Below are 20,557 nucleotides of genomic sequence, written 5' to 3'. Positions count from 1 at the left end.
CTTCCAGAATAATTGTAAAGCCGCCGATCGTGACAATTGTGAGGCGAATTTGCCGTTCGATGAGGAGACCAGCCGCAAACGATGAGTCGTTGTGGTACAATAAAATTTAGCATTAGGCTGGGGGGGAGGACAAGTATGACGGAGCAAATAGGTCACGAATCAGCGGCTAGCAGGCGTCTCGCGCAGGAGCGAATTCGTAATAAACTAGCGCTGTTGCCGGACCAGCCGGGCTGTTACCTGATGAAGGACCAGAGCGGCAAAATCATTTATGTCGGCAAAGCGAAGGTGCTTAAGAATCGCGTGCGTTCGTATTTCAACGGCAGTCATAACGGCAAAACATTGCGGCTTGTCTCGCACATCCGCGATTTCGAATACATCGTCACATCGAGCAACATGGAAGCACTTATTCTTGAATGTAATTTAATTAAGCAGTACATGCCGCAATACAACGTTCTGTTGAAGGACGATAAGACATTTCCCTATATCAAAATCACAAGCGAAGCGCATCCGAAGCTTGAGGTGACGAGGCGGATTGTGAAGGATAAGGGGAAATATTTTGGCCCGTATCCGAATGCTTATGCGGCGCAGCAGACCAAGAAGCTGTTGGATCGACTGTATCCGCTGCGCAAGTGCGGCGTGCTGCCGGACAAAGTATGCCTTTATTATCACTTGGGGCAGTGCGTTGCTCCATGTGAGTACGATATTGAGCCTGGCACATATGAGAATATGGTGCAGGAGATTACCCGGTTTCTAAACGGCGGACACGAAGAAGTGAAGAAGACGCTGCAGGGCAAAATGGAAGCGGCGGCGGAAGAACTCGAGTTCGAGCGTGCCAAGGAATACCGCGATCAGATGATCGCGATCGATGCCGTCATGGAGAAGCAAAAGATTACGTTGAACGATGCGATGGACCGCGACGTGTTCGGCTATGCGACGGACAAAGGCTGGATGTGCGTGCAAATTATGTACATGCGGCAGGGCAAGCTCATCGAGCGCAGGGCGACGACGTTCCCGTATTACGGCGAAGCATACGATGATTTCATGACATTCGTTACGCAGTATTATTCGGAGAACCCGGCGTTGCCGAAGGAGATTTTCTTGCCGACACCACCGCAAGAGTCAGCGGTACAAGAGGCGGATTCGACCGATTCGCTAGAGGCAGCTGGAGCAGTTGGAACTGCGCGAGAGAACGATCAGCCAAGCACAGGCACAGGATCGGAAGAGGAGCAAGCGATTCCGGTACTAACTGTAGAAGACACCGAACAAAGCGACTCCGAGCCGGAAGCGGGATCGGCCGAAGCCGAACTGCGTAATTCACTGCAAAAATGGTTGAAAGTAAAGGTGTTCATGCCGCTTCGCGGACGCAAGCGTGACGTTGTGGCAATGGCGGTGAAGAACGCGAAGGTAACGCTTGATGAGAAGTTCAAGCTCATCGAACGCGATGAGGAGCGGACCTTTAAGGCGGCGGAAGGACTGGCGGAGGCGATTGGGCTGCCGCAAGTGCGCCGAATCGAAGCTTTTGATAACTCGAACATTCAAGGGACTGATCCGGTATCCGCGATGGTTGTGTTTATCGACGGCAAGCCGGATAAGAAAGAATACCGCAAATATAAAGTGAAGACGGTCAAAGGACCGGACGACTACGGAACGATGCGCGAAGTTATTCGCCGCCGTTATGAACGTGTGCTGAAGGAGGAGCTGGAGCTCCCCGACCTCATCATTGTGGATGGAGGCAGAGGGCAAATTTCAGCAGCGCTTGATATTCTCGAGAACGAGCTGGGCTTAGGCATTCCAGTGTGCGGACTCGTGAAGGATGCGAAGCATAAGACCGCGCAGCTTATGACAGGAGATCCGCCGGAAGTTGTGCCGCTAGGGCGTGACAGCCAGGAATTCTATCTGCTGCAGCGCATACAGGACGAGGTGCATCGGTTTGCGATTACTTTCCACCGCGAGCAGCGGGGCAAGTCGATGGTCGTGTCGAAGCTTGATTCAATTCCGGGTATTGGGGAGAAGCGGCGGAAGGCGCTCTTGAAGCATTTTGGCTCCATCAAAAAAATAAAAGAAGCCGGAATTGAAGATTTCCGGCCTCTGTCGATCGGCGAGAAGCTCGCCGCGCAAATTATTGAAGCATTGAGGGAGGAACCGTAGGGTTCGTCCTTCTTTTTTTATCGAAATTACGGATGAGCCATGCGATTGGGATCGGCAGCACGATATAGACGAGGCCAATAAGCACGTTGCCGACAGAGCCCATGAACATGAGCGAAATCGCCATCATGAGGCTGTCGAATACCGCGTGTGCGAATAGGACGGTGATGAAGCCGAAACGGAGGAACAGGAAGCTGAAAATCAATCCAAGAATCGTCAGCTCGAGCAATCTCGTCGTCGATGGGAAGATCGGATAAGTGACATGTCCAAGCGCCCAGATGATGGTCGGGATGAGCGACGCAACGAACGAATTTTTGAACCAGCGTTTCATGATACCGATGCCGAAGAGGCGGAACACTGCTTCCTCCGAGATGGCAGCGCACCATGCGAGCAGCGGGAACAGCCACGGTGCGGTCAGGTTATACGGTGATTGCGTAACGTCGGTCGTCGACCAAGCGCCGTTCATGTTCATTAGGATGATGAAAATAATCGTTTGCAGTCCTAGCAGCATGAAAGCTGCAAGATATCCAAGCCACATGCTGCGCCATACATGCTCGCCATAGCCAGGCTGTCTGAACCTTGGCCACAGATTTCGTCCGAGAGCGCGCCACAAGCCGTCGCCACCGACGAGCGAGAAGTAGACGGACAACGCCATAATTACAGTAACGATAGAAGTGACAATGACGGCCGCATACGCCATCGTATCAACATGCAGCATTTCGCCATAGCCGGCGGCGAGACCATCCTTCATGTTAAAGTCATTGACGAGATACATGCCGAGGAATAGCAATGTGAGTGCGATTCCTCGCAGGAAGGAAGTATGCTTCCGGTAGAGCGATGCATAGATGATGGCCAGAATGAACAGCACGAACGACAGGAACAAGCTGCCGAGCGTGGATAGGTAGTTCGCAAGCCGCTTCTGCTTATCGACGTACACGGTGTAATTGTTTGGAACCTTGAAAGTTGGTTTATAAGCAGCAATGAGTATGGAACCGTTCGGTTGCTTCTCTGCGCGTATGCCGACGGTAAGCTTTGCGTTGCCAATTGCTTTACCCGCGGTATACCAGACTTGTCCGGTGTCTTGCGACATCCGGCTGACTTTCAGGCTAGACTTCTCGAAGCCCTTCGACATCGCGAACTTGAGCGCCGTGTCGGTCAGTTCACTGCCTTTGGCGGGAGTGATATGATCGACGTTCAGACGATTCCAGGCGACGACAGTAGCTTTTTGCATATGGACATAGATGAAGATTTCGCTGCGGTCGGGCATTTTCGCTGTCACTTGGAAGGTATCGGTCGGGAACTGCGTATCATAGAGCTTCTCGTAGCTCTTCGACAGCTTGTTCTTCTCCAAATAGCCATACAGCAGACTGTCGGACTGATGAACGGCGTGCACGCTGTTTGGCGTGACATGGAACTGCTTTCTCGCGAATGCGGCTGCAGTGTCCTCGGCTTTGCTCTTCGAAATGACCGGTTCACTGTTCGTGTCGAAGAACGATTCTGCTGTTGACGGAACGATCTGGATAAGTAAATAAATAATAATGCCAATAATGGCGAGCCAGGAGAACAGCTTCCAATTCGGCTCTTGATGGGGAAAATTCGAATTCACCCTAACACCTCAGTTTCGCGTGGACTAGCCTTATGTACTCAATACCATATCATAATTGAAACAAAATTATCCATGCGGACAGGCGCAGCTGCTTGTACCATCTATATTCGGACATGTCCAAAAATAATACGCTCTAATGCGGACCATGGTATTGGATACGAAAATTGGCAAACAATAAAGGACAGGGCCTGTTGGCGCTGTCCTCGAGCTCTTGCAAGCTTCGCCACAATCAAGATCGGTGCGGCACGCAGCCTGATGTTGATTGGGGCGAAGCAGGCTCCTTGTCTTTGGTTGTCGAGCCGCAGAGCTGGGAACAGCGATTGCGGCTCATCCAATGCTGCCAGCGGAGCAGATAAGCGAGTGTAGGCAGTTGAACAGGTCGTTGAAGATGGAGAGGCGTGGGGAAAGTGAACGTGCTGTAGAGCGACAGCGATCGCCTTTGAACTCGGGAATACTCCGCTAGGAGTTTAATTCAATATTCCCAAGTTCAACAGCGACGGAAGCCGTTCACTTGGACCTAAGCTTCGAGAATTCTTCAACGAGTTGTTTAACAAACTTAAACTCGCTTATAATGCGTAGCGATCTCGTCGATCCACAGCCTCACCGCCGGACTTAAGCTCTCCGACTCCGCATGAATCAGCGACGTTGTCCGCTTCGTCGCCTCCAGCTCGCGGATCGGGATAACGATGAGATCATTATCTTTCAGCATCTCGGGACGCAAATATGACTTTGGCAGCAACGTCGCTGCCCTGCAGGTGTGCAGCAGCCGCAGAATCGCCTCGAAGGAGTCGATTTCCATGCGGACATCGGGAAGCAGGCGGTATTTTTCGAACAGCTCGTCGGTTAAGATGCGGTACCATGTGCCTTTGGAGAAGAGGATCATCGGCAGGCCGTTTAGATCTGCAATGACAGGCAAGCCTTTATCCATCACAAAATGATTGCGCGGCAGCACAAGCACGAGATGGTCGTCGAACAGCGGAATGCATTTCAACTGCGGATCATCTATGCCTGAAGCGACGATGCCTAGATCGGCTTTGCGCTCGCGGACAAGCGTGACGATCTCATGTGTTTTGCCCGTAATAGCTTTGATGTCGAGCTCGGGACTGTTCGCTGTGAGTGTCTGGATGAGGTCCGGCAAGGACGTTTGCAGTGTCGTTAAGCTCGCTCCAATCGTCAGTACCTTTCGGCCGGCGGTTTTGTATTCCGCTACAAGCTTCAAATATCGGAGATGCTGCTGGCGGGTCTCGACGGCGTAATCGTAGGTTAGCTGGCCGATGCGGGTGAGCTCCAGCCTTTTGCCGATCCGGTTGAACAGCAATACGCCGAGCTCTTGCTCGAGCTTGGAGATTTTGCGCGAGAGTGCGGGCTGCGACAGGTTCAGCTCAGCGGATGCCTTGTTTAGGCTCGCCTGCTCCACCACGACGGTGAACATATACAACTCATCTAACATGGGACTGCTCCTATATGCAAAATAGTTATAACTTTTAATGAATAATCGGCAATTCCATTATAAGCGAAAAAGGAGTATTATTTGTAATGGATAGAAGTTTTATTATTTGCCATTTTTAAACAAGCTTCTGCTTTGTTCGCGAAACGTCAGCTTTTGGCAGTCTATTATTTATTGACGGCTCTTTAGGCCCAGAGTTACAATGGAGAATGGTTTTGGCGAATTATGGCGAAATGTAACCTCACAGTTTGGAAAGGAGAACGTACAAGTTATGAAAGGAAATTCGTATTTATCGCGTAAGATCCACTCCTTACTTGGAGTAATACCGCTCGGTTTGTTTCTTATCGAGCATATGGTGACGAACTTTTCCGCATATGAGCGCGGGCCGCAAGGATTCGAGGATAGTGTCAAGTTTTTGAATGATCTTCCGCTCGTTTTCTTCCTGGAGCTGTTCGGCATTTGGCTGCCGCTGTTGTTCCACGGCGTGTACGGACTATATGTCGCTTATCAGTCCAACCTGAACACCGGGCGGTTCCAATATGGCCGCAACTGGGCTTTCGCACTTCAGCGGATTTCAGGTGTCATCACATTCATCTTCATCTTCTGGCATCTCTACCAGACGCGCTACCAAGTTATGATCGGCGCGGTAACGCATGAAGAGCTGGGCAATTTGATGCATGACGTCACAACGAACGGCTTCTACTTCGTGCTCTATGTGATCGGTATTCTTGCCGCAACCTTCCATTTCAGCAATGGCATGTGGGCATTCCTCGTGAGCTGGGGCATTACGGTCGGACCGCGTGCACAACGCATCTCCTCGTTCATTTGGATCGGCGTATTCGTTATTGTGGCAGTGATTTTCCTGCTGTCGCTTGGATCGTTCAAGGGCGATGAGTTCAAAGAAGCGGCTTCTGCTGCTCTACAATTGACGAATCTCGTTTAAGTTTGAGACAAGGAGCGAAATGATATGGCTAAGAATAAAATTATTGTCGTAGGTGGCGGTCTGGCCGGCCTTATGGCTACTATAAAAGCGGCTGAAGCAGGCGTGCATGTTGACCTGTTCTCGGTTGTGCCTGTTAAACGCTCGCACTCCGTATGTGCGCAGGGCGGTATTAACGGCGCGGTTAATACGAAGGGTGAAGGCGACTCCACTTGGGAGCACTTCGACGACACGGTTTACGGGGGAGACTTCCTTGCGAACCAACCGCCTGTAAAAGCGATGTGCGATGCAGCTCCAGGCATCATTCACTTGATGGACCGGATGGGCGTTATGTTCAACCGTACTCCTGAGGGTTTGCTTGACTTCCGCCGTTTCGGCGGTACGCAATATCACCGTACGGCGTTCGCAGGCGCGACAACTGGCCAGCAGCTGCTGTACGCACTGGACGAGCAAGTTCGTCGATGGGAATCAGAAGGTCTCGTAACGAAGTACGAGCATTGGGAATTCCTCGGCTCCATCCTTGATGATGACGGCGTTTGCCGCGGTGTATCGGCGCAGGATCTGCGTTCGATGGAAGTGCACACATTTGCTGCGGATGCGGTTATTCTGGCAAGTGGCGGCCCTGGCATTATTTTCGGCAAAACGACGAACTCGGTTATTAATACAGGTACTGCAGCAAGCGCGGTGTACCAACAGGGCGTTCATTATGCAAACGGTGAATTCATTCAAATCCACCCGACAGCGATTCCGGGCGATGACAAGCTGCGCCTCATGAGCGAATCCGCTCGTGGTGAAGGCGGACGGATCTGGACGTACAAAGACGGTAAGCCTTGGTACTTCCTTGAAGAGAAATACCCTGCGTACGGTAACCTTGTACCTCGTGATATTGCGACTCGTGAGATTTTCTCCGTGTGCGTGGACGAGAAGCTCGGCATCAACGGCGAGAACATGGTTTATCTCGATCTGTCTCATAAAGATCCAAAGGTGCTTGACGTGAAACTCGGCGGCATCATCGAAATCTATGAGAAGTTCATGGGCGATGACCCTCGTAAAATCCCGATGAAAATCTTCCCTGCGGTCCACTATTCGATGGGCGGCATGTGGGTCGATTACAATCAAATGACGAACATTCCCGGCTTGTTCGCTTGCGGTGAATGTGAATATCAATACCACGGCGCGAACCGTCTCGGCGCGAACTCGCTGCTCTCCGCTATCTATGGCGGTATGATCACGGGTCCTAAAGCGGTTGAGTACATTAAAGGCCTTAAGAAATCAGCTGAGGATATCTCTTCCTCGGTGTATGACCGTGCGAAGAAACAGCAAACCGACAAGTATGAAGGTATCCTCGCAATGAACGGTACTGAGAATGCATATGTGCTGCACAAAGAGCTTGGCGAATGGATGACCAACAACATGACGGTTGTTCGTTTCAACAATAAGCTTGAAGAGACCATTGGGAAGATCAAAGAGCTGAAGCAGCGTTATGCGAACATTAACATTAACGACACTGCGCGCTGGAACAACGCAGGGGTAGCGTTCACGCGTCAGCTGTGGAACATGATGGAGCTTTCAGAAGCTATGACGCTTGGCGCTCTCATGCGTAACGAGAGCCGCGGTGCTCACTACAAACCGGAATTCCCGGATCGTAACGATGAAGACTTCTTGAAAACAACGATAGCTTCATGGACGCCAGAAGGTCCGCAAATCTCGTACCAAGACGTCGATGTCTCGCTCATTACACCGCGTAAACGCGACTACTCCAAGGATAAATAGAAAGGAGAATAACGATGGCGGAAACAGCAGTAGCAGCCAAAAAAGTGAAGCTGATCATTACGCGTCAAGACGCTCCGAACAGTGGATCGTATACGGAAGAATTTGAAGTTCCTTATCGCCCGAATATGAACGTCATTAGTGCGCTCATGGAAATCCAGCGTAACCCGAAGAAAGCGGGCGGCGAAGACACGGCTCCAGTATGTTGGGAATCCAACTGCTTGGAGGAAGTGTGCGGCGCTTGCTCCATGGTTATCAACGGCAAGCCGCGCCAAGCGTGCAGCGCGCTCGTTGACAAGCTTGAGCAGCCGATTCGTCTTCAGCCGATGAGCACATTCCCGGTTGTACGTGACCTTGTCATCAACCGTGAGCGTATGTTCAATGCGCTGAAACGTGTAAAAGCATGGATTCCGATCGACGGTACGTACGATCTCGGTCCTGGACCGCGTATGGCAGAGACGAAGCGTCAATGGGCATACGAATTGTCCAAATGCATGACTTGCGGCGTCTGCCTCGAGTCCTGCCCGAACGTCAATGACCGGAACAGCTTTATCGGTCCTGCGGCGATCTCGCAGGTTCGTTTGTTCAACGCGCATCCAACAGGCGAAATGAACAAGGAAGAACGTCTCGAGACGCTCATGGAAGACGGCGGTATCGAAGGCTGCGGTAACTCGCAGAACTGCGTACGCTCGTGTCCGAAAGGCATTCCACTGACGACTTCGATCGCAGCGATCAACAAGGATACGACGAAGCATTTGTTCAAGCAATGGCTAGGTATGTAGCTTAGAAGCATAGGATGGCTCCCGTGGTGGGGCACTTCGAACAGGAATTACGATTAGCGCTCCCGTGGTACTTCGTACCAAAGTCGCTCTAATTCGTAATTCCTGTTTCTTCGTTTACCATCAAAGTCGCCGGCGCTTCTGCGCAGCGCAGAACACGCGAAGCGTGGCTCTGCCCGCTCGGCGCGCTGCGGCAGCCTAACTGGGTTTGCGCTCCCGTGGTGTTCCACCAAAGTCGCTCAAACCCAGTCAGGCTGGAGCTCCCGCTCCTTGGCGCTTGCATGCGCCTAATACAAAGAACCCGCTCCGTCCATAGGACTTTGCGGGCATTGCAGTGATCTTTGGTCACTGCTTTTTGTATTTTCGATCACGCTTCGAGATAGCCGAACTCGGCTAACGAATCGTAGCAGCGCTATTTGGCCCCAATGGGGGGATTAAGATTTCTAAGGAACTCCAGCGGCGTTATTTGCTTCATTTTGAAGTAAAGTAGGCTGGATTGAGCGCAATAGCGTGTCCTGAGTTCGTTAGAACGAAAACAAAGCCATTTTGGAGCAAATAAGGTTTATGGAGTTCGTTAGCGCCTGCTGATACTCGCAAATCGCACCGTTTCCAGTTTCTAGGTCTCCGACCCTGCCTCCGCATATAACTCTAGCTACTTAGCCAGCAGCGCCAACTATTTGCGCTAACTGTTAGCGCGCCAACTGCGATCAACCGCTTAGCCCTCCTAGGAGCCAGCCCCAAAACAGCAAAAAAGCTGCCGTCGGTAACGGCAGCTTCTAACACCAATTTTCGCCCCAATCCTGAATCGACTGGATAACGGGTTCTAGTCCCCGTCCTTTCTCTGTTAACTCATATTCAATCCGAACGGGCATCTCCGGATAGACATTTCGTTTAATAATATCGCAATGCTCAAGCTCTTTCATCCGGTCGGTCAGCATCTTGTCGCTCATCTCCGGGATTTGTTCTTTCATCTCTTTAAAACGCTTCGGCCCACCAAGTAGAACGCGTACAATCATGCCGGTCCATTTCTTGCCAAGTAACTCAGTTGCACATTCGTACTTTGGGCACATTTTGGAATAATCCACGTTATCACCCCTCTTTCTCTTACATCCATTGTAACACATGACCTTTTAAAAGGGCAGTAGTTAAACGACTCGCCTGTCAAAATACTTGCTATTAAATATTTACTATACTTTAGTGAGTTATACACTTTAGTCATATTTTATCATAATTCTTATGATCGAGTCCTCTAATGCCGAAATATAACCTAGTATGTTGCAGAGTTACCCGTTATAATACAGGATGGATTAGCTGCTTGTATCCATTTACGAACCTACCTGAGGTGCAAGATGACAGACAACTGGGGTTTTTATGAACGCCGTTCAATAACGGAGCATATGCGTGTTCTGGTCAATATTGGCTACAAAGACACGCATCCGCTCGCGGAATATGACGAATTATTATCCATCACAATTAATTTGTATCCGGTACGTGCTAATAATCGCACGAATCGGAATTTTGTTAAGCAGCTGGAACAGCTTGAATCGATGCTGGAGCATTGGCTCAAGCTTACAACCGGCGCGATTTACATCGGACGAATCAATGCTGCAAGACGGCTTGAGTTCTATTATTACTTGGACAGCAGTCGGTTGAACCAGCAGGAGCTGGACGAATGGCTGGAACAGAATTGGACTTATCGCGCGCAGGTGTATCGTAAGCCGGATCCGGAGTGGACCTTCTATACATTTATGTTGCCTGATGCGCTTGAGGAACTATTTATACACAATGCTCAGATGATCTATGCACTTATTCATAAAGGTGACGATATCGGACAGCCGCGCAATGTGTACCACTGGCTGCTGTTTCGGGAGGATGTAGACAGGCGGGAAATTACATTGATGCTGGAGAAGCGAGGCTATGTGATTGAGAAGGATAGGGAGGGAAAGCCGGATCAAGGCTATCCCTATCCGCTCGTCATTAGCCGCTTCGAGGATGTGCGCCTGGATACGGTCAATGAGCGGGTGCGCGAGCTGCACAGCTTGATTGAAGAGAGCGGTGGCCGGTACGAAGGCTGGGGCTCTGTCATGAAGCTGTCGGCGATTAATCGGCTGCGCCGTTCTATGAAGCACTATCTGGAAGCAGCAGAAGCGATTGTAAGAAGGCTGTTCCCAGGACGTAACGCATAATCCACCGGCACCGCCCTACAATCGAATGAGAACAAGGCCGGCAATCGTCATGGCAAAAGCAATCCACTGTTTCGTGCTAAGCCGCTCGCGATAGAGCACGATTGAGCCAACGGCGACGACGAGGCTGTTCGCTGAGAAGATTGGTCCGGCAATGCTAGCCTGACCCGTCTCGAGCGAAATTGCGTACAACTGCAGCCCGCCATAAGAGAACAGACCGGCAAGGATGCCCCAGCGCATACCGATTGCAGCAGAAGAAGAAGCAGAAGAAGCAGAAGAAGCAGAAGAAGCAGAAGAAGCAGAAGAAGCAGAAGAAGCAGAAGAAGCAGAAGAAGCAGAAGAAGCAGATGCTGCAACAGTAGGGCGAAGCCCTTCTCTCGGACGATCGCTCGGACGATCTCGTGGTACAGCCGGCAGTCGTTCTTTCCATGACGCCCAAGCGAACCATATGATCGACAAGCTGTAAGCAACGAATAAAATCGGCGCACTTTCGAGCCCAAGCTCATCTGTTACTTTAAGCCCGCCGTTACGGATGGCGAACAGCACAATGCTGATGCTGACGTAGAAATACCATCGCGATTGAATCAAAGCTTGCTGCCGTTTGCCCCTCATCGACACGAGCACGACTGCGATGAGCAGCAGCAGAACGCCGCTCAGCTCAGTGCCGCTCAGCGGTTCATTGTAGACGAGCAAGCCCAGTCCGATGACGAGTACGATGTTCATATTCGTCAATGGAGAGGTGAGGCTGGCAGGCCCGCATTCCAGCGCTTTCATGAATAAGGCATTGCCAAGCGCAGATCCTGCGCCAATGAGCAAACCACCGAGCCAGACGCGCGGATCGCCGAGCGACGGCAGCAAAGTATGCTCCAAGGCGGCATGAACGCCAAACCCGCAAGTGCCTGAAATATATAGCCCCAGCAGCAGATAGGCGGACGAACCGCTCTGCATTTGGGACACTTTCATCCACCAGCCCGCCAGTCCGAAGAGGACGGCGCTGCCGACGGCTGCTGCAAACCACATCGCTCGCCACCAACTTCATCTAAAAAAATTTGTTACACAATTGAAATATTCCTGTTACGCGCCCATTACAATTAGGGGGTACTATAATAAACAAGACCCCCTTTTTTAATCATATAAATTCGGACCTGCGCTTGCAGGTCCACTTTTTTTTTATAATGCCACGATGACCGGTTGCTTCTTCTTGTAATACACCCACTCTTTAAAGCCGATTTCCTTGAGCCGCTTCGCAACAAGCTCCCATTCATCGCCGACCCGGCTAGGGCGGTGCGCATCAGAGCCGAACGTTACGGATACGCCATAATGCAGAGCACGCTCCAATATCGCGTCGGAAGGGTACCAGCCGCCGACATCTTTCGTTGAGCCGGAGGTGTTGATCTCAATAGATACGCTGCTCTCGGCGATTGCTTGCAACGTAGCATCAATCGCATCATCCGTATTAATAGCCGAGAAAGCCGGATAATAGCCTTTCATCGCATCAATGTGGCCGAGAATTTGGAACATGCCGCTGCGAGCGGATTGCGCGATGAGATCGTAATACTCGCGCTTTTGCTCCACTTGCTGGGCACTCGATTTTCCTTTCCAGCGGTTGCGGTTAAAGATGCTCACCCCGCCTGAACGATGAACAGACCCGATAATATAATCGAATGGATACCCGGCAAAGATGTCGCCATACAGCTTCGCATGCTCGGGGAAGAAGTCTGACTCGACGCCAAGCAGTACGTCAATTTTTCCTTCGTACTTCGCCTTCAATTGCAGGACCTCATCTACATATTGGGCGAACTCGCTCTTCGCCATTGTGATGCCGGGATTCTCATGATCGAGCTTGCTGCCAAAGTAAGGGGAATGATCGGATATCCCAATAACGCCGAGACCTTCACGAATGCCGGCCTTTATGTAATCCTCAATATTGCCGTCCGCATGTCCACATCTGAAATGATGGGTATGTAGATCGAATTTCAAATGAAATCCCTCCTTGGATAACAATCATTCACTGCTAATGAACTGGTCCTCAGGCATCCCTTTCAAATCGCTAAGAAATTGCTGCATGGCAGAGTTGATGTACCGCCCTGACTTATAGACAAGGCCGACCGGATGACTCATGTCGAACTCATTCACTTTAATACGGTTCAGCGTGCCTAGACGGACTTCGTTGTCAATCGACAGCTTGGAAACAACGGCTGCGCCGAGATTGATCTCAACCATCCGTTTCACTTCCTCGCTGCTCGAGAGCTCCATGACGATGTTCGGCTGCAGGTTGAATTTACGGAAAATTTGATCGAGAAATCTTCGTCCTAATGTATCCGGAGACAGCATAATCATGGGAATGTCCTTCAATGATTCTACTGTAGTATGCTTCAAATGGGCCATCGGATGCTCAGGCGCTACGACGAGCTCATACGTGTCATAGTACAGAATTGAAGACTCTAGATTCGGATTGCGCTCCGACAGATAAGTGATGCCGATGTCTACGGTGCCGTTCTCTACGCTGGTCATAACGCCGGAAGAGGGCATGGAGTGGATCGTTGTTTTGATCAGCGGGAACTGGTTCTGAAAATACGACAATACGCGCGGCAAAATCTGAATGGCGATGGAAGATGTTGTTCCGAGCACGATATGGCCCTGCGGTGTTTGGCTCAGATCGGACAGCTTCTGCTTCAGATCCTCAACGATGGCTAATATTTTTTCGGCATGCTCGAGAAAGACCTGACCACGGTCGGTTAAGGTGACAGGCTGATTCCGATCGATTAGCACCGTTTTAAACTCATCCTCGAGGCTTTTGACTTGTGCGGATACAGCCGGCTGCGTTAAGTTAAGCAGTTCACCCGCTTTACGAAAGCTCATCGTTCGTGAGATCGTTAGCAATGTTTCGAGCTGGTTAATGTTCACGGAATCGAATCCCTCCTTAGTGATTAAAGATTTTTATCACAGTGATTTAAGTATATCGGAAAAATAGGCGGACAGCAAAAAAAGACCGAAATACGAGTGTGATTTGCAGCTTTAAAGGAATAAAGCAGGATATACCCCTCCACCTGTCGAAAGGTGTTGTTGTCCAGAAGAAGCCCCATTAAAGAGCCCTTAAAAAGGAGCGAATTGACGATGAACACGAAGGCCGTACGCAGTTGGATTATGTACGATTGGGCCAATTCGGCGTTTGCCACGACTGTGATGGCTGCGGTAATGCCCGTCTTCTACAAAACGGTGGCTGGTGCGAATCTGGAAGGCAATACGGCTGAGAACTACTGGGGGTATACACAGACGATCGCGATGATCTTCGTAGCGCTGCTATGTCCGGTTCTGGGCGCAATTGCAGATTTTGCAGGCTCCAAAGTAAGGTTTCTATCCATCTTCATGGCTATCGGTGCACTTGCGACGGCTGCGATGGGGCTGGTCGGCGAGGATGACTGGCTGTTCGCGTCGATTCTCGTTGTTATTGGGACAATCGGGTTCGCTGCGTCCAACACGTTCTATGATGGGCTTATTACGGAAGTGTCGACGCCGGACACGCTCAACACGGTAAGCAATAAAGGGTATGCGATGGGATATTTGGGCGGCGGGCTGCTGCTGCTCATTAATCTCGTGATGATAGAAGGCTGGGAGAAGCTCGGCTTTCCGAGCAAAACGGTCGCCACACAAATTGTGTTCGTCACTGTTGGTATTTGGTGGATTGTGTTTTCACTGCCGATCATGAGGAATGTCAAGGAAACGCCTCAAGGAACAGCTGCAGGTGTCGGAGATGCGATTCAAAGAGGCATGCAGCGCATTGGTGCGACGATTCGCACACTAAAGTCCTATCCGGAGCTGCTCAAATATATGGCTTCGTTCTGGTTCTTCAATGACGGAATCAACACGGTCATCGTCATGGCGACGATTTATGGAGCTGGCATTGGCATTGAGACAAGCGATTTGATCGCTGCGCTGCTCATTACACAGTTTGTCGGATACCCATGCACGCTGCTCTTTATAAAAGTTGCCGCTCGCCTAGGCATTAAGAAATCGCTCTATAGCTCCTTGTTTGTCTATGTCATTATCGTTATACTTGGATTTTTCATGGAAAGCGCGCTTCACTTCTACTTGCTTGCGGTAATGGTCGGTGTCGTTCAAGGCGGAAGCCAAGCAACGGCCAGATCGCTCTATGCAACGCTAGTTCCGCCTTCGAAAACAGCGGAGTTCTTCGGTTTCCTAAGCTTATCGAGCAAATTCGCTGCGGTGGCGGGACCAGCCGTGTTCTCTATCGTTGGCAGCATTACCGGCTCGAGCCGGCTCGGCATTCTCGCGCTGCTGGCGTTCTTCATCATCGGTATCATACTGCTCGCTTATGTGAATATCGAGAAGGGGCGCGAAGAAGCCGTTGCGCTGGAACCAATCAAGTAGGAAGCGTCCCGGGCTGCTCCGCTAAAAAAGGGCGGCTGCAGCTGGTTCACCTCAGACATACGATTCAGGAGGCAAGTATGAAAGGAACAACACATCTGGCGATCGGAATCGCCATCGGGGTAGTGGGTGCTGCAACTCATCCGATAACTCCGAAGAATGCGGCCGTCTTTCTGGTCGTTGCAGCATTCTCCGCACTCGCCGCAGATCTAGACGGCACGAGCATGCTCAGCGGGAAGCTGAGCAAAGCGGCGAAGCTCATTCGGGAGCTTCTGCTATGGGGCGGCTTGCTGCTGGCCGGAAGCGCGGTGTATATGTATGCGGCGCGAGGGATCTTCTATCCGCTCTTCACGGCGGGGGCGGCTGCAGTTCTACTGCTCGGCTTATTGTCTCGCACTGGAGCGATCCGCAATGCGCTCGTCAGCGCAATTGGCGGTATTCTGCTGTACACCGGTTTCACGACTCAAATGAACTGGCTGATGGGACTGGGTTTATTCATTGCGTGGGTGCCATGGCTGAATCATCGAGGCCTTACTCATACGGTGTGGGCAGTTATGGCATGGGGAGCGATCGGATGGAGCTTGGAGCAGCAGCTCGGCATTCCAGGGGTTGCCTACACCGCAATTGGCGGGTATGTTTCGCATCTTGTCGCGGATACATTAACGCCGAGCGGCGTCAAATGGCTGTATCCGCTGACTAAGAAAACGTTCAAGGTACCGTTTCTATAAGAGAGACAGATCGCAGGGGCTATTAGAGCAAGGAATGATAGCCGTCGATGAACACTTTTATCGCAAGAATCAGGAAGATCAGTGCGGAGAGCAGCGATACGGCGCGAACGAAGCCTGTGCTTGCCCGCTTGTGCGAGATGCCGGATACGATGGCGATGAATGTCGACCAGGCAAGTCCTGCTGCGAAGAAGCCGATGATGAATGCAGCCATAGGTCCTGCAGAGTGAACGTTCAAGCTCGCAAGAATCGGACCCGCAGCAACAGCGAACCAAATGATGACGGTCGGGGAAGAGAGCGCAAGACCAAGACCCCATGCGAATTCCTTCTTGTTTGCACGGCTGCTGTCTTCATCGCCGCTGATCTGGATCGGATCGGGTTTGATCGTTTTGCGAATCATCTGGAACGTGAGATAGGAGAGCACGATCGTGCCGCCAATCCAAAGAACCCATTTGACGAGCGGAATTTGAAAAATAATAGTCACGCCAAGCAGCGCCAGCAGCAAATACGTCAGGTCGCCGAAGCAGGAGCCGAAGCCGAGCATGAAGGAGCGCTTGAACCCTTTCTCCAGCCCGGTCTTAATCATGGCGACATTGACGATGCCAAGGTCGAAGCAGAGCGATAGTGAGAATAGAAAACCTTTGATAAATGCGAGTGCGAGCACCATACTACAACTAACAACTCCAATCTCGTATGTATAAGCGAAGAGGCTCCCCAGGCGGCAATTGCGACCCGGGAGAGCCTCTTTGTTGCAATAGCTGTTACAGCCAATCCTTCTTGCGGAAAATATAGAACATGCCGAACCCCAGGAATAGCATGAACGATAGCAGCAAATAGGAGCCGCCGTGCAGATGGAGTCCGGGGATATAGTCAAAGTTCATCCCGTAAATGCCTGTAATGAAGGTCAGAGGCATGAATATCGTCGTCAGTGCCGTAAACACGCGCATGATTTCGTTCGCGCGGTTCGCGACGGAGGACTGATATGCCTCTCGTAAGTTGCCCATCAGGTCGCGGTACGTATCGAATGTCTCGGCAATCTTTACGGCGTTCTCGTAGATGTCGCTGAAGTACTTCTGCAGCTCGTCATCAATGAGCTTCAGATCCTTCTTATTGAGCTTCGCGATCAATTCCTTCTGCGGGCCAAGTACTTTCTTCAGCCACAGAATCTCGCTTCGAAGACCGATGATCTCATTCAGATGCGACTTCTTCGTGTGCACCAGAATGTCTTCCTCCAAGCTCTCGATACGCGCTTCAATTCGATCGCCAACGAGGAAGTAGTTGTCGACGACAAGATCGACAAGGTGATACAGGAACCGGTCAGGACGGCTGACCTGCTCCTCCAGCAGAATCGGCTTCAACGCACGCAGTTCGTTAATCTTCTGCTTCGTAACGGTAATTATATAATGACGCCCCAAGAAAATATTCAAGGCACGCAGGAAAATTTCTTCATCATCAAATCGGATGCTGTTAATAACGATAAAATAATGGCCTTCATGCTCATGAATCTCAATCTTCGGCCGTTGCTCCTCCTCGCTCAAACAGTCCTCGACGGCCAGTTCATGCAAAGCGAAGATCGGCTGAAGCACAGCAAGATCATCCACATCCGCGTCGATCCAATAGAAGCCTTCGTTCGGCGGGTAGACAGCTTGCTCAATGTCTTCGATCGGTGTAAACACACCTTGGTTTACGAGACGAATTTTCATCCGCGTTCCTCCTCTCATAACGATGTTACACATTCCCGGATACCGGCAAGAGGAATAGAACGGGCGCGAGCGCCAAGCAAACCATGATCGCCAAAAGCCTGCTACGAATAATGTATCGTGAATAACGGCAGGGGTGCAGGTGCGAATATGGAAGGCTTGTTGTTCGGTCCGGTGCGCTTATGTCCTCTATGCTGGTTATCAATGCGGTTGTCCGCAGGCCACGGGTCGCCTTCCATAATCGTAAACACCCCTTTAAACACGTTTAGTTAGTAAATGAGAAAAATTCACGCGATTCCAAGTGAGCGAAAGCTCCAAAAACCTTGGAAATCAGCGCAATTCTTGTCTAGTATACTCCGACAATGTCTTTCCATACAAGCACAAAGTAACGGAGCGCTCTACGTAATACCATATGCCGGGAAAAGCCTGTGGTTACGCGGGTTTAGCCCATGATTTCAGGTGTGCTTCTTGACGCGGAAACGCGAATCATTTAAAGTATGAGTTAAGAATGACCATAACCGAATAAGCAAGCTTTCTTATCAAGAGCAGGCGGAGGGACTAGCCCGATGAAGCCCGGCAACCGGCGTGAAAACGCACGGTGCTAATTCTTGCGGAAACGATTCAGTTTCTGAGAGATGAGAGGCGCATGAACTTTACCAATTTATGCCCCTCTCTGTCAGAGAGGGGCTTTTTTCGATTAGCGCTCCTTCTTCGAGAGATACGATAACAGAACAGGAGAGAGTAATATGCCAATTAAAGTGCCAGACCAACTGCCGGCGAAAGATATTTTAACGAATGAGAACATCTTCCTCATGGATGAGTCGGTCGCTTACCATCAAGATATTCGTCCACTGCGCATTGCGATACTAAACCTCATGCCTACGAAGGAAACGACAGAGACGCAGCTGCTTCGCCTCATCGGGAATACGCCGCTTCAGGTGGAAGTTGTGCTGCTGCATCCGAAGACACATACGTCGAAGAACACGTCGAGCGAGCATCTGGAGTCGTTCTACAAGACGTTTGAAGATATCAAGCATGAATACTACGATGGCATGATCATCACCGGTGCCCCGGTCGAGACGCTTTCTTTTGAAGAAGTGAACTACTGGGAAGAGCTGAAGGACATTATGGACTGGTCCGCTCGCAAAGTGACCTCGACTTTCCATATCTGTTGGGGCGCACAAGCAGGACTGTACCACCATTACGGCATCCAGAAATATGATCTCGATGAGAAAATGTTCGGCGTCTTCCCGCACACGGTCGAGAAGAGGAATGTGCCGCTTGTTCGCGGATTTGACGAGATGTTCCTCGTTCCGCAATCCCGCCATACAGGGGTGCGCTATGAGGACGTCGCTGCTGTGGATGATCTGGAGATTCTTTCGGTTTCCGATGAAGCGGGTATCTACCTTGCAGCATCCAAGAACGGGAAGCAAATTTTCGTCACAGGCCATTCGGAATATGATCCGTCCTCGCTGAAGTACGAATATGACCGGGATGTTGCAAAAGGGATGGACATCGCCTTGCCGAAAAACTATTACCCTAATAATGATCCTTCGCGCCAGCCGCTGTCCACGTGGAGAGCACACGCGAACCTGTTGTTCTCGAACTGGCTGAATTATTATGTTTATCAGCAAACTCCGTATGATCTTGGAGCAGGCATTTAATCAAGTGAATATTCAACAATAATCGGTGAGAGGAAGTCATAATCAGATGAAAATTGAAAGCCGTTTAGCGCAAATTGGATCCATTAAAGAACCTGTTACCGGAGCAGTCAGCTTCCCGGTGTATCAAGCGACGGCCTTCCGTCACCCGCGGCTTGGCGAAAGCACGGGCTTCGATTATGCACGTACGAAGAGCCCGACACGGACGGTGCTGGAAGAAGCTGCGGCTGAGCTCGAATCCGGCGACGCGGGCTTTGCCTGCAGCAGCGGCATGGCTGCGCTGACGACTGTATTCTCGTTATTTAGCCAAGGTGACCATCTACTGGTTTCCCTTGATCTATATGGCGGTACATACCGTCTGCTTGAGAAAATCATGAGCCGTTTCGGCGTAACCGCATCTTATGTAGACACGAATGACATTGATGGACTTAGCGAGCTGTGTACGCCTGCGACAAAAGCGATTCTGATCGAGACGCCGACGAATCCGCTCATGATGATTACGGACCTTGAGCGCGTATGCGCTTGGGCCAAATCCAAAGGGCTGCTGTCGATCGTTGACAACACGCTCCTCACTCCGTTCTTCCAACGCCCAATCGAGCTTGGCGCAGACATTATCGTGCATAGCGCGACCAAATATCTTGGCGGCCACAACGATGTGCTGGCTGGCTTGATCGTAACGAAAGGCAAGGAGCTGTCGGCTCAGATGGCTTTCCTGCATAACTCGCTCGGTGCGGTGCTTGGCCCTCAGGATTCCTGGCTCTTAATGCGCGGCATGAAGACGCTCGCGCTGCGGATGGAGCGCCATCAAGCGAATGCAACGGCGGTTGCTAACTGGCTGCTGACGCATGAAGCGATTGATGATGTGTACTATCCGGCGCTGCCGCATCACCCAGGCCATGAGGTGCAGAACCGCCAATCCTCCGGCAATACAGGCATCTTCTCGTTCCGTCTGAAGAATGCTGCTTACGTGGAGCCGATTCTGCGCCACATCAAGCTAATCGCATTCGCAGAGAGCCTTGGCGGCGTTGAATCGCTGATGACTTATCCGGCGGTTCAGACCCATGCGGATATTCCAATCGAAATTCGCCAGAAGATCGGCGTTGACGACCGTCTGCTTCGTTTCTCAGTGGGTATCGAGCATGCCGATGACATCATTGCAGACTTGGCGCAAGCATTCGAAGCAGCAAAGCGCGAGCTTGGGGAGGCATAAGA

At 51.0% G+C, this 20,557-nt stretch carries 18 protein-coding genes and 1 riboswitch; of the genes, 10 read left to right on the top strand and 8 right to left on the bottom strand.

The genetic code is table 11. The annotated features are described in order from the left end of the window. The first annotated feature begins 135 nt into the window (after positions 1-135). Positions 136-2,148 (top strand): excinuclease ABC subunit UvrC, encoded by a 2,013-nt coding sequence (gene uvrC / locus AC0LWF_RS06025; protein WP_474650656.1) that lies wholly within the window; start codon positions 136-138, stop codon positions 2,146-2,148. Here the strand turns inward: uvrC and AC0LWF_RS06020 are convergent. Further along, positions 2,120-3,751, bottom strand: coding sequence for a CPBP family glutamic-type intramembrane protease (locus tag AC0LWF_RS06020; RefSeq protein WP_474650655.1), 1,632 nt, complete (start codon positions 3,749-3,751; stop codon positions 2,120-2,122). The genes uvrC and AC0LWF_RS06020 overlap by 29 nt on opposite strands. A 164-nt stretch (positions 3,752-3,915) precedes the next feature. On the opposite strand from AC0LWF_RS06020, the gene AC0LWF_RS06015 reads away from it, so the two are divergent. After that, positions 3,916-4,107 (top strand): hypothetical protein, encoded by a 192-nt coding sequence (locus AC0LWF_RS06015; RefSeq protein ID WP_474650654.1) that lies wholly within the window; start codon positions 3,916-3,918, stop codon positions 4,105-4,107. Positions 4,108-4,307: 200 nt separating this feature from the next. Here AC0LWF_RS06015 and AC0LWF_RS06010 read toward each other — a convergent pair whose 3' ends face one another. Beyond that, a complete protein-coding gene (locus AC0LWF_RS06010; RefSeq protein WP_474650653.1) occupies positions 4,308-5,201 on the bottom strand; it encodes a LysR family transcriptional regulator in 894 nt (297 codons plus the stop codon). 268 nt (positions 5,202-5,469) lie between these two features. Between AC0LWF_RS06010 and AC0LWF_RS06005 the strand changes: the two genes are divergently transcribed. Genes AC0LWF_RS06005 through sdhB form a run of 3 tightly spaced genes read left to right on the top strand, consistent with a single transcriptional unit; the run spans position 5,470 to position 8,690 of the window. Further along, on the top strand, positions 5,470-6,141 hold the full coding sequence (locus AC0LWF_RS06005) for a succinate dehydrogenase cytochrome b558 subunit (RefSeq protein ID WP_090578467.1): 672 nt from the start codon (positions 5,470-5,472) through the stop codon (positions 6,139-6,141). A 24-nt stretch (positions 6,142-6,165) separates the two neighbouring features. Further along, on the top strand, positions 6,166-7,911 hold the full coding sequence (gene sdhA, locus AC0LWF_RS06000) for a succinate dehydrogenase flavoprotein subunit (protein WP_474650652.1): 1,746 nt from the start codon (positions 6,166-6,168) through the stop codon (positions 7,909-7,911). A gap of 14 nt (positions 7,912-7,925) precedes the next feature. Then, the gene (gene sdhB / locus AC0LWF_RS05995; RefSeq protein ID WP_474650651.1) at positions 7,926-8,690 is read left to right on the top strand and encodes a succinate dehydrogenase iron-sulfur subunit; all 765 of its coding nucleotides are present in this window, start codon (positions 7,926-7,928) and stop codon (positions 8,688-8,690) included. Between the two features lie 773 nt (positions 8,691-9,463). Here sdhB and AC0LWF_RS05990 read toward each other — a convergent pair. Beyond that, the gene (locus AC0LWF_RS05990) at positions 9,464-9,772 is read right to left on the bottom strand and encodes a winged helix-turn-helix transcriptional regulator (RefSeq protein ID WP_116192385.1); all 309 of its coding nucleotides are present in this window, start codon (positions 9,770-9,772) and stop codon (positions 9,464-9,466) included. Positions 9,773-10,036: 264 nt separating this feature from the next. Here AC0LWF_RS05990 and AC0LWF_RS05985 point away from each other — a divergent pair, with 264 nt between their 5' ends. Continuing rightward, positions 10,037-10,873 (top strand): DUF695 domain-containing protein, encoded by an 837-nt coding sequence (locus AC0LWF_RS05985; RefSeq protein ID WP_474650650.1) that lies wholly within the window; start codon positions 10,037-10,039, stop codon positions 10,871-10,873. Between the two features lie 15 nt (positions 10,874-10,888). On the opposite strand, the gene AC0LWF_RS05980 is transcribed toward AC0LWF_RS05985, so the two are convergent. The 3 genes from AC0LWF_RS05980 to AC0LWF_RS05970 form a co-directional block, all read right to left on the bottom strand. Further along, positions 10,889-11,890, bottom strand: coding sequence for an EamA family transporter (locus AC0LWF_RS05980; protein ID WP_474650649.1), 1,002 nt, complete (start codon positions 11,888-11,890; stop codon positions 10,889-10,891). Between the two features lie 150 nt (positions 11,891-12,040). Then, complete coding sequence (locus tag AC0LWF_RS05975; RefSeq protein ID WP_474650648.1) at positions 12,041-12,850, bottom strand: histidinol-phosphatase; 810 nt, start codon at positions 12,848-12,850, stop codon at positions 12,041-12,043. 24 nt (positions 12,851-12,874) lie between these two features. Further along, positions 12,875-13,777 carry a LysR family transcriptional regulator gene (locus AC0LWF_RS05970; RefSeq protein WP_474650647.1) on the bottom strand — a complete coding sequence of 301 codons (903 nt, stop codon included), beginning with the start codon at positions 13,775-13,777 and terminating at the stop codon, positions 12,875-12,877. Between the two features lie 210 nt (positions 13,778-13,987). On the opposite strand from AC0LWF_RS05970, the gene AC0LWF_RS05965 reads away from it, so the two are divergent. Next, a complete protein-coding gene (locus AC0LWF_RS05965; RefSeq protein WP_474650646.1) occupies positions 13,988-15,262 on the top strand; it encodes an MFS transporter in 1,275 nt (424 codons plus the stop codon). A gap of 77 nt (positions 15,263-15,339) precedes the next feature. After that, entirely contained in the window at positions 15,340-15,987 is a 648-nt protein-coding gene (locus AC0LWF_RS05960) for a metal-dependent hydrolase (protein WP_474650645.1), read from the top strand. 22 nt (positions 15,988-16,009) lie between these two features. Here the strand turns inward: AC0LWF_RS05960 and AC0LWF_RS05955 are convergent, their stop codons facing one another. Next, positions 16,010-16,651, bottom strand: a complete 642-nt coding sequence (locus AC0LWF_RS05955) for a LysE family translocator (protein WP_474650644.1) — start codon at positions 16,649-16,651, stop codon at positions 16,010-16,012. Between the two features lie 94 nt (positions 16,652-16,745). Then, the gene (corA, locus tag AC0LWF_RS05950; RefSeq protein WP_474650643.1) at positions 16,746-17,687 is read right to left on the bottom strand and encodes a magnesium/cobalt transporter CorA; all 942 of its coding nucleotides are present in this window, start codon (positions 17,685-17,687) and stop codon (positions 16,746-16,748) included. 530 nt (positions 17,688-18,217) lie between these two features. Beyond that, a riboswitch (SAM riboswitch) is annotated at positions 18,218-18,326 on the top strand. Between the two features lie 104 nt (positions 18,327-18,430). On the opposite strand from corA, the gene metA reads away from it, so the two are divergent. Continuing rightward, complete coding sequence (gene metA, locus AC0LWF_RS05945; protein WP_474650642.1) at positions 18,431-19,348, top strand: homoserine O-acetyltransferase MetA; 918 nt, start codon at positions 18,431-18,433, stop codon at positions 19,346-19,348. A gap of 46 nt (positions 19,349-19,394) precedes the next feature. After that, entirely contained in the window at positions 19,395-20,555 is a 1,161-nt protein-coding gene (locus tag AC0LWF_RS05940; RefSeq protein ID WP_474650641.1) for a PLP-dependent transferase, read from the top strand. The last annotated feature ends 2 nt before the right edge of the window (positions 20,556-20,557 follow it).

The organism is Paenibacillus sp. sgz302114, assembly GCF_056120345.1.
Note: the sequence above shows the minus strand (reverse complement) of the source record. Positions and strands in the feature narration are given on the sequence as shown.

What these genes read in the sequence shown, in the direction of transcription:
- AC0LWF_RS05955 (WP_474650644.1), bottom strand. Translation starts at nt 16,651, where the DNA reads ATGGTGCTCGCACTCGCATTTATCAAAGGTTTTCTATTCTCACTATCG.
- metA (WP_474650642.1), top strand. Translation starts at nt 18,431, where the DNA reads ATGCCAATTAAAGTGCCAGACCAACTGCCGGCGAAAGATATTTTAACG.
- uvrC (WP_474650656.1), top strand. Translation starts at nt 136, where the DNA reads ATGACGGAGCAAATAGGTCACGAATCAGCGGCTAGCAGGCGTCTCGCG.
- AC0LWF_RS06010 (WP_474650653.1), bottom strand. Translation starts at nt 5,201, where the DNA reads ATGTTAGATGAGTTGTATATGTTCACCGTCGTGGTGGAGCAGGCGAGC.
- AC0LWF_RS05985 (WP_474650650.1), top strand. Translation starts at nt 10,037, where the DNA reads ATGACAGACAACTGGGGTTTTTATGAACGCCGTTCAATAACGGAGCAT.
- corA (WP_474650643.1), bottom strand. Translation starts at nt 17,687, where the DNA reads ATGAAAATTCGTCTCGTAAACCAAGGTGTGTTTACACCGATCGAAGAC.
- AC0LWF_RS06005 (WP_090578467.1), top strand. Translation starts at nt 5,470, where the DNA reads ATGAAAGGAAATTCGTATTTATCGCGTAAGATCCACTCCTTACTTGGA.
- AC0LWF_RS05965 (WP_474650646.1), top strand. Translation starts at nt 13,988, where the DNA reads ATGAACACGAAGGCCGTACGCAGTTGGATTATGTACGATTGGGCCAAT.
- sdhA (WP_474650652.1), top strand. Translation starts at nt 6,166, where the DNA reads ATGGCTAAGAATAAAATTATTGTCGTAGGTGGCGGTCTGGCCGGCCTT.
- sdhB (WP_474650651.1), top strand. Translation starts at nt 7,926, where the DNA reads ATGGCGGAAACAGCAGTAGCAGCCAAAAAAGTGAAGCTGATCATTACG.
- AC0LWF_RS05960 (WP_474650645.1), top strand. Translation starts at nt 15,340, where the DNA reads ATGAAAGGAACAACACATCTGGCGATCGGAATCGCCATCGGGGTAGTG.
- AC0LWF_RS05940 (WP_474650641.1), top strand. Translation starts at nt 19,395, where the DNA reads ATGAAAATTGAAAGCCGTTTAGCGCAAATTGGATCCATTAAAGAACCT.
- AC0LWF_RS05980 (WP_474650649.1), bottom strand. Translation starts at nt 11,890, where the DNA reads ATGTGGTTTGCAGCAGCCGTCGGCAGCGCCGTCCTCTTCGGACTGGCG.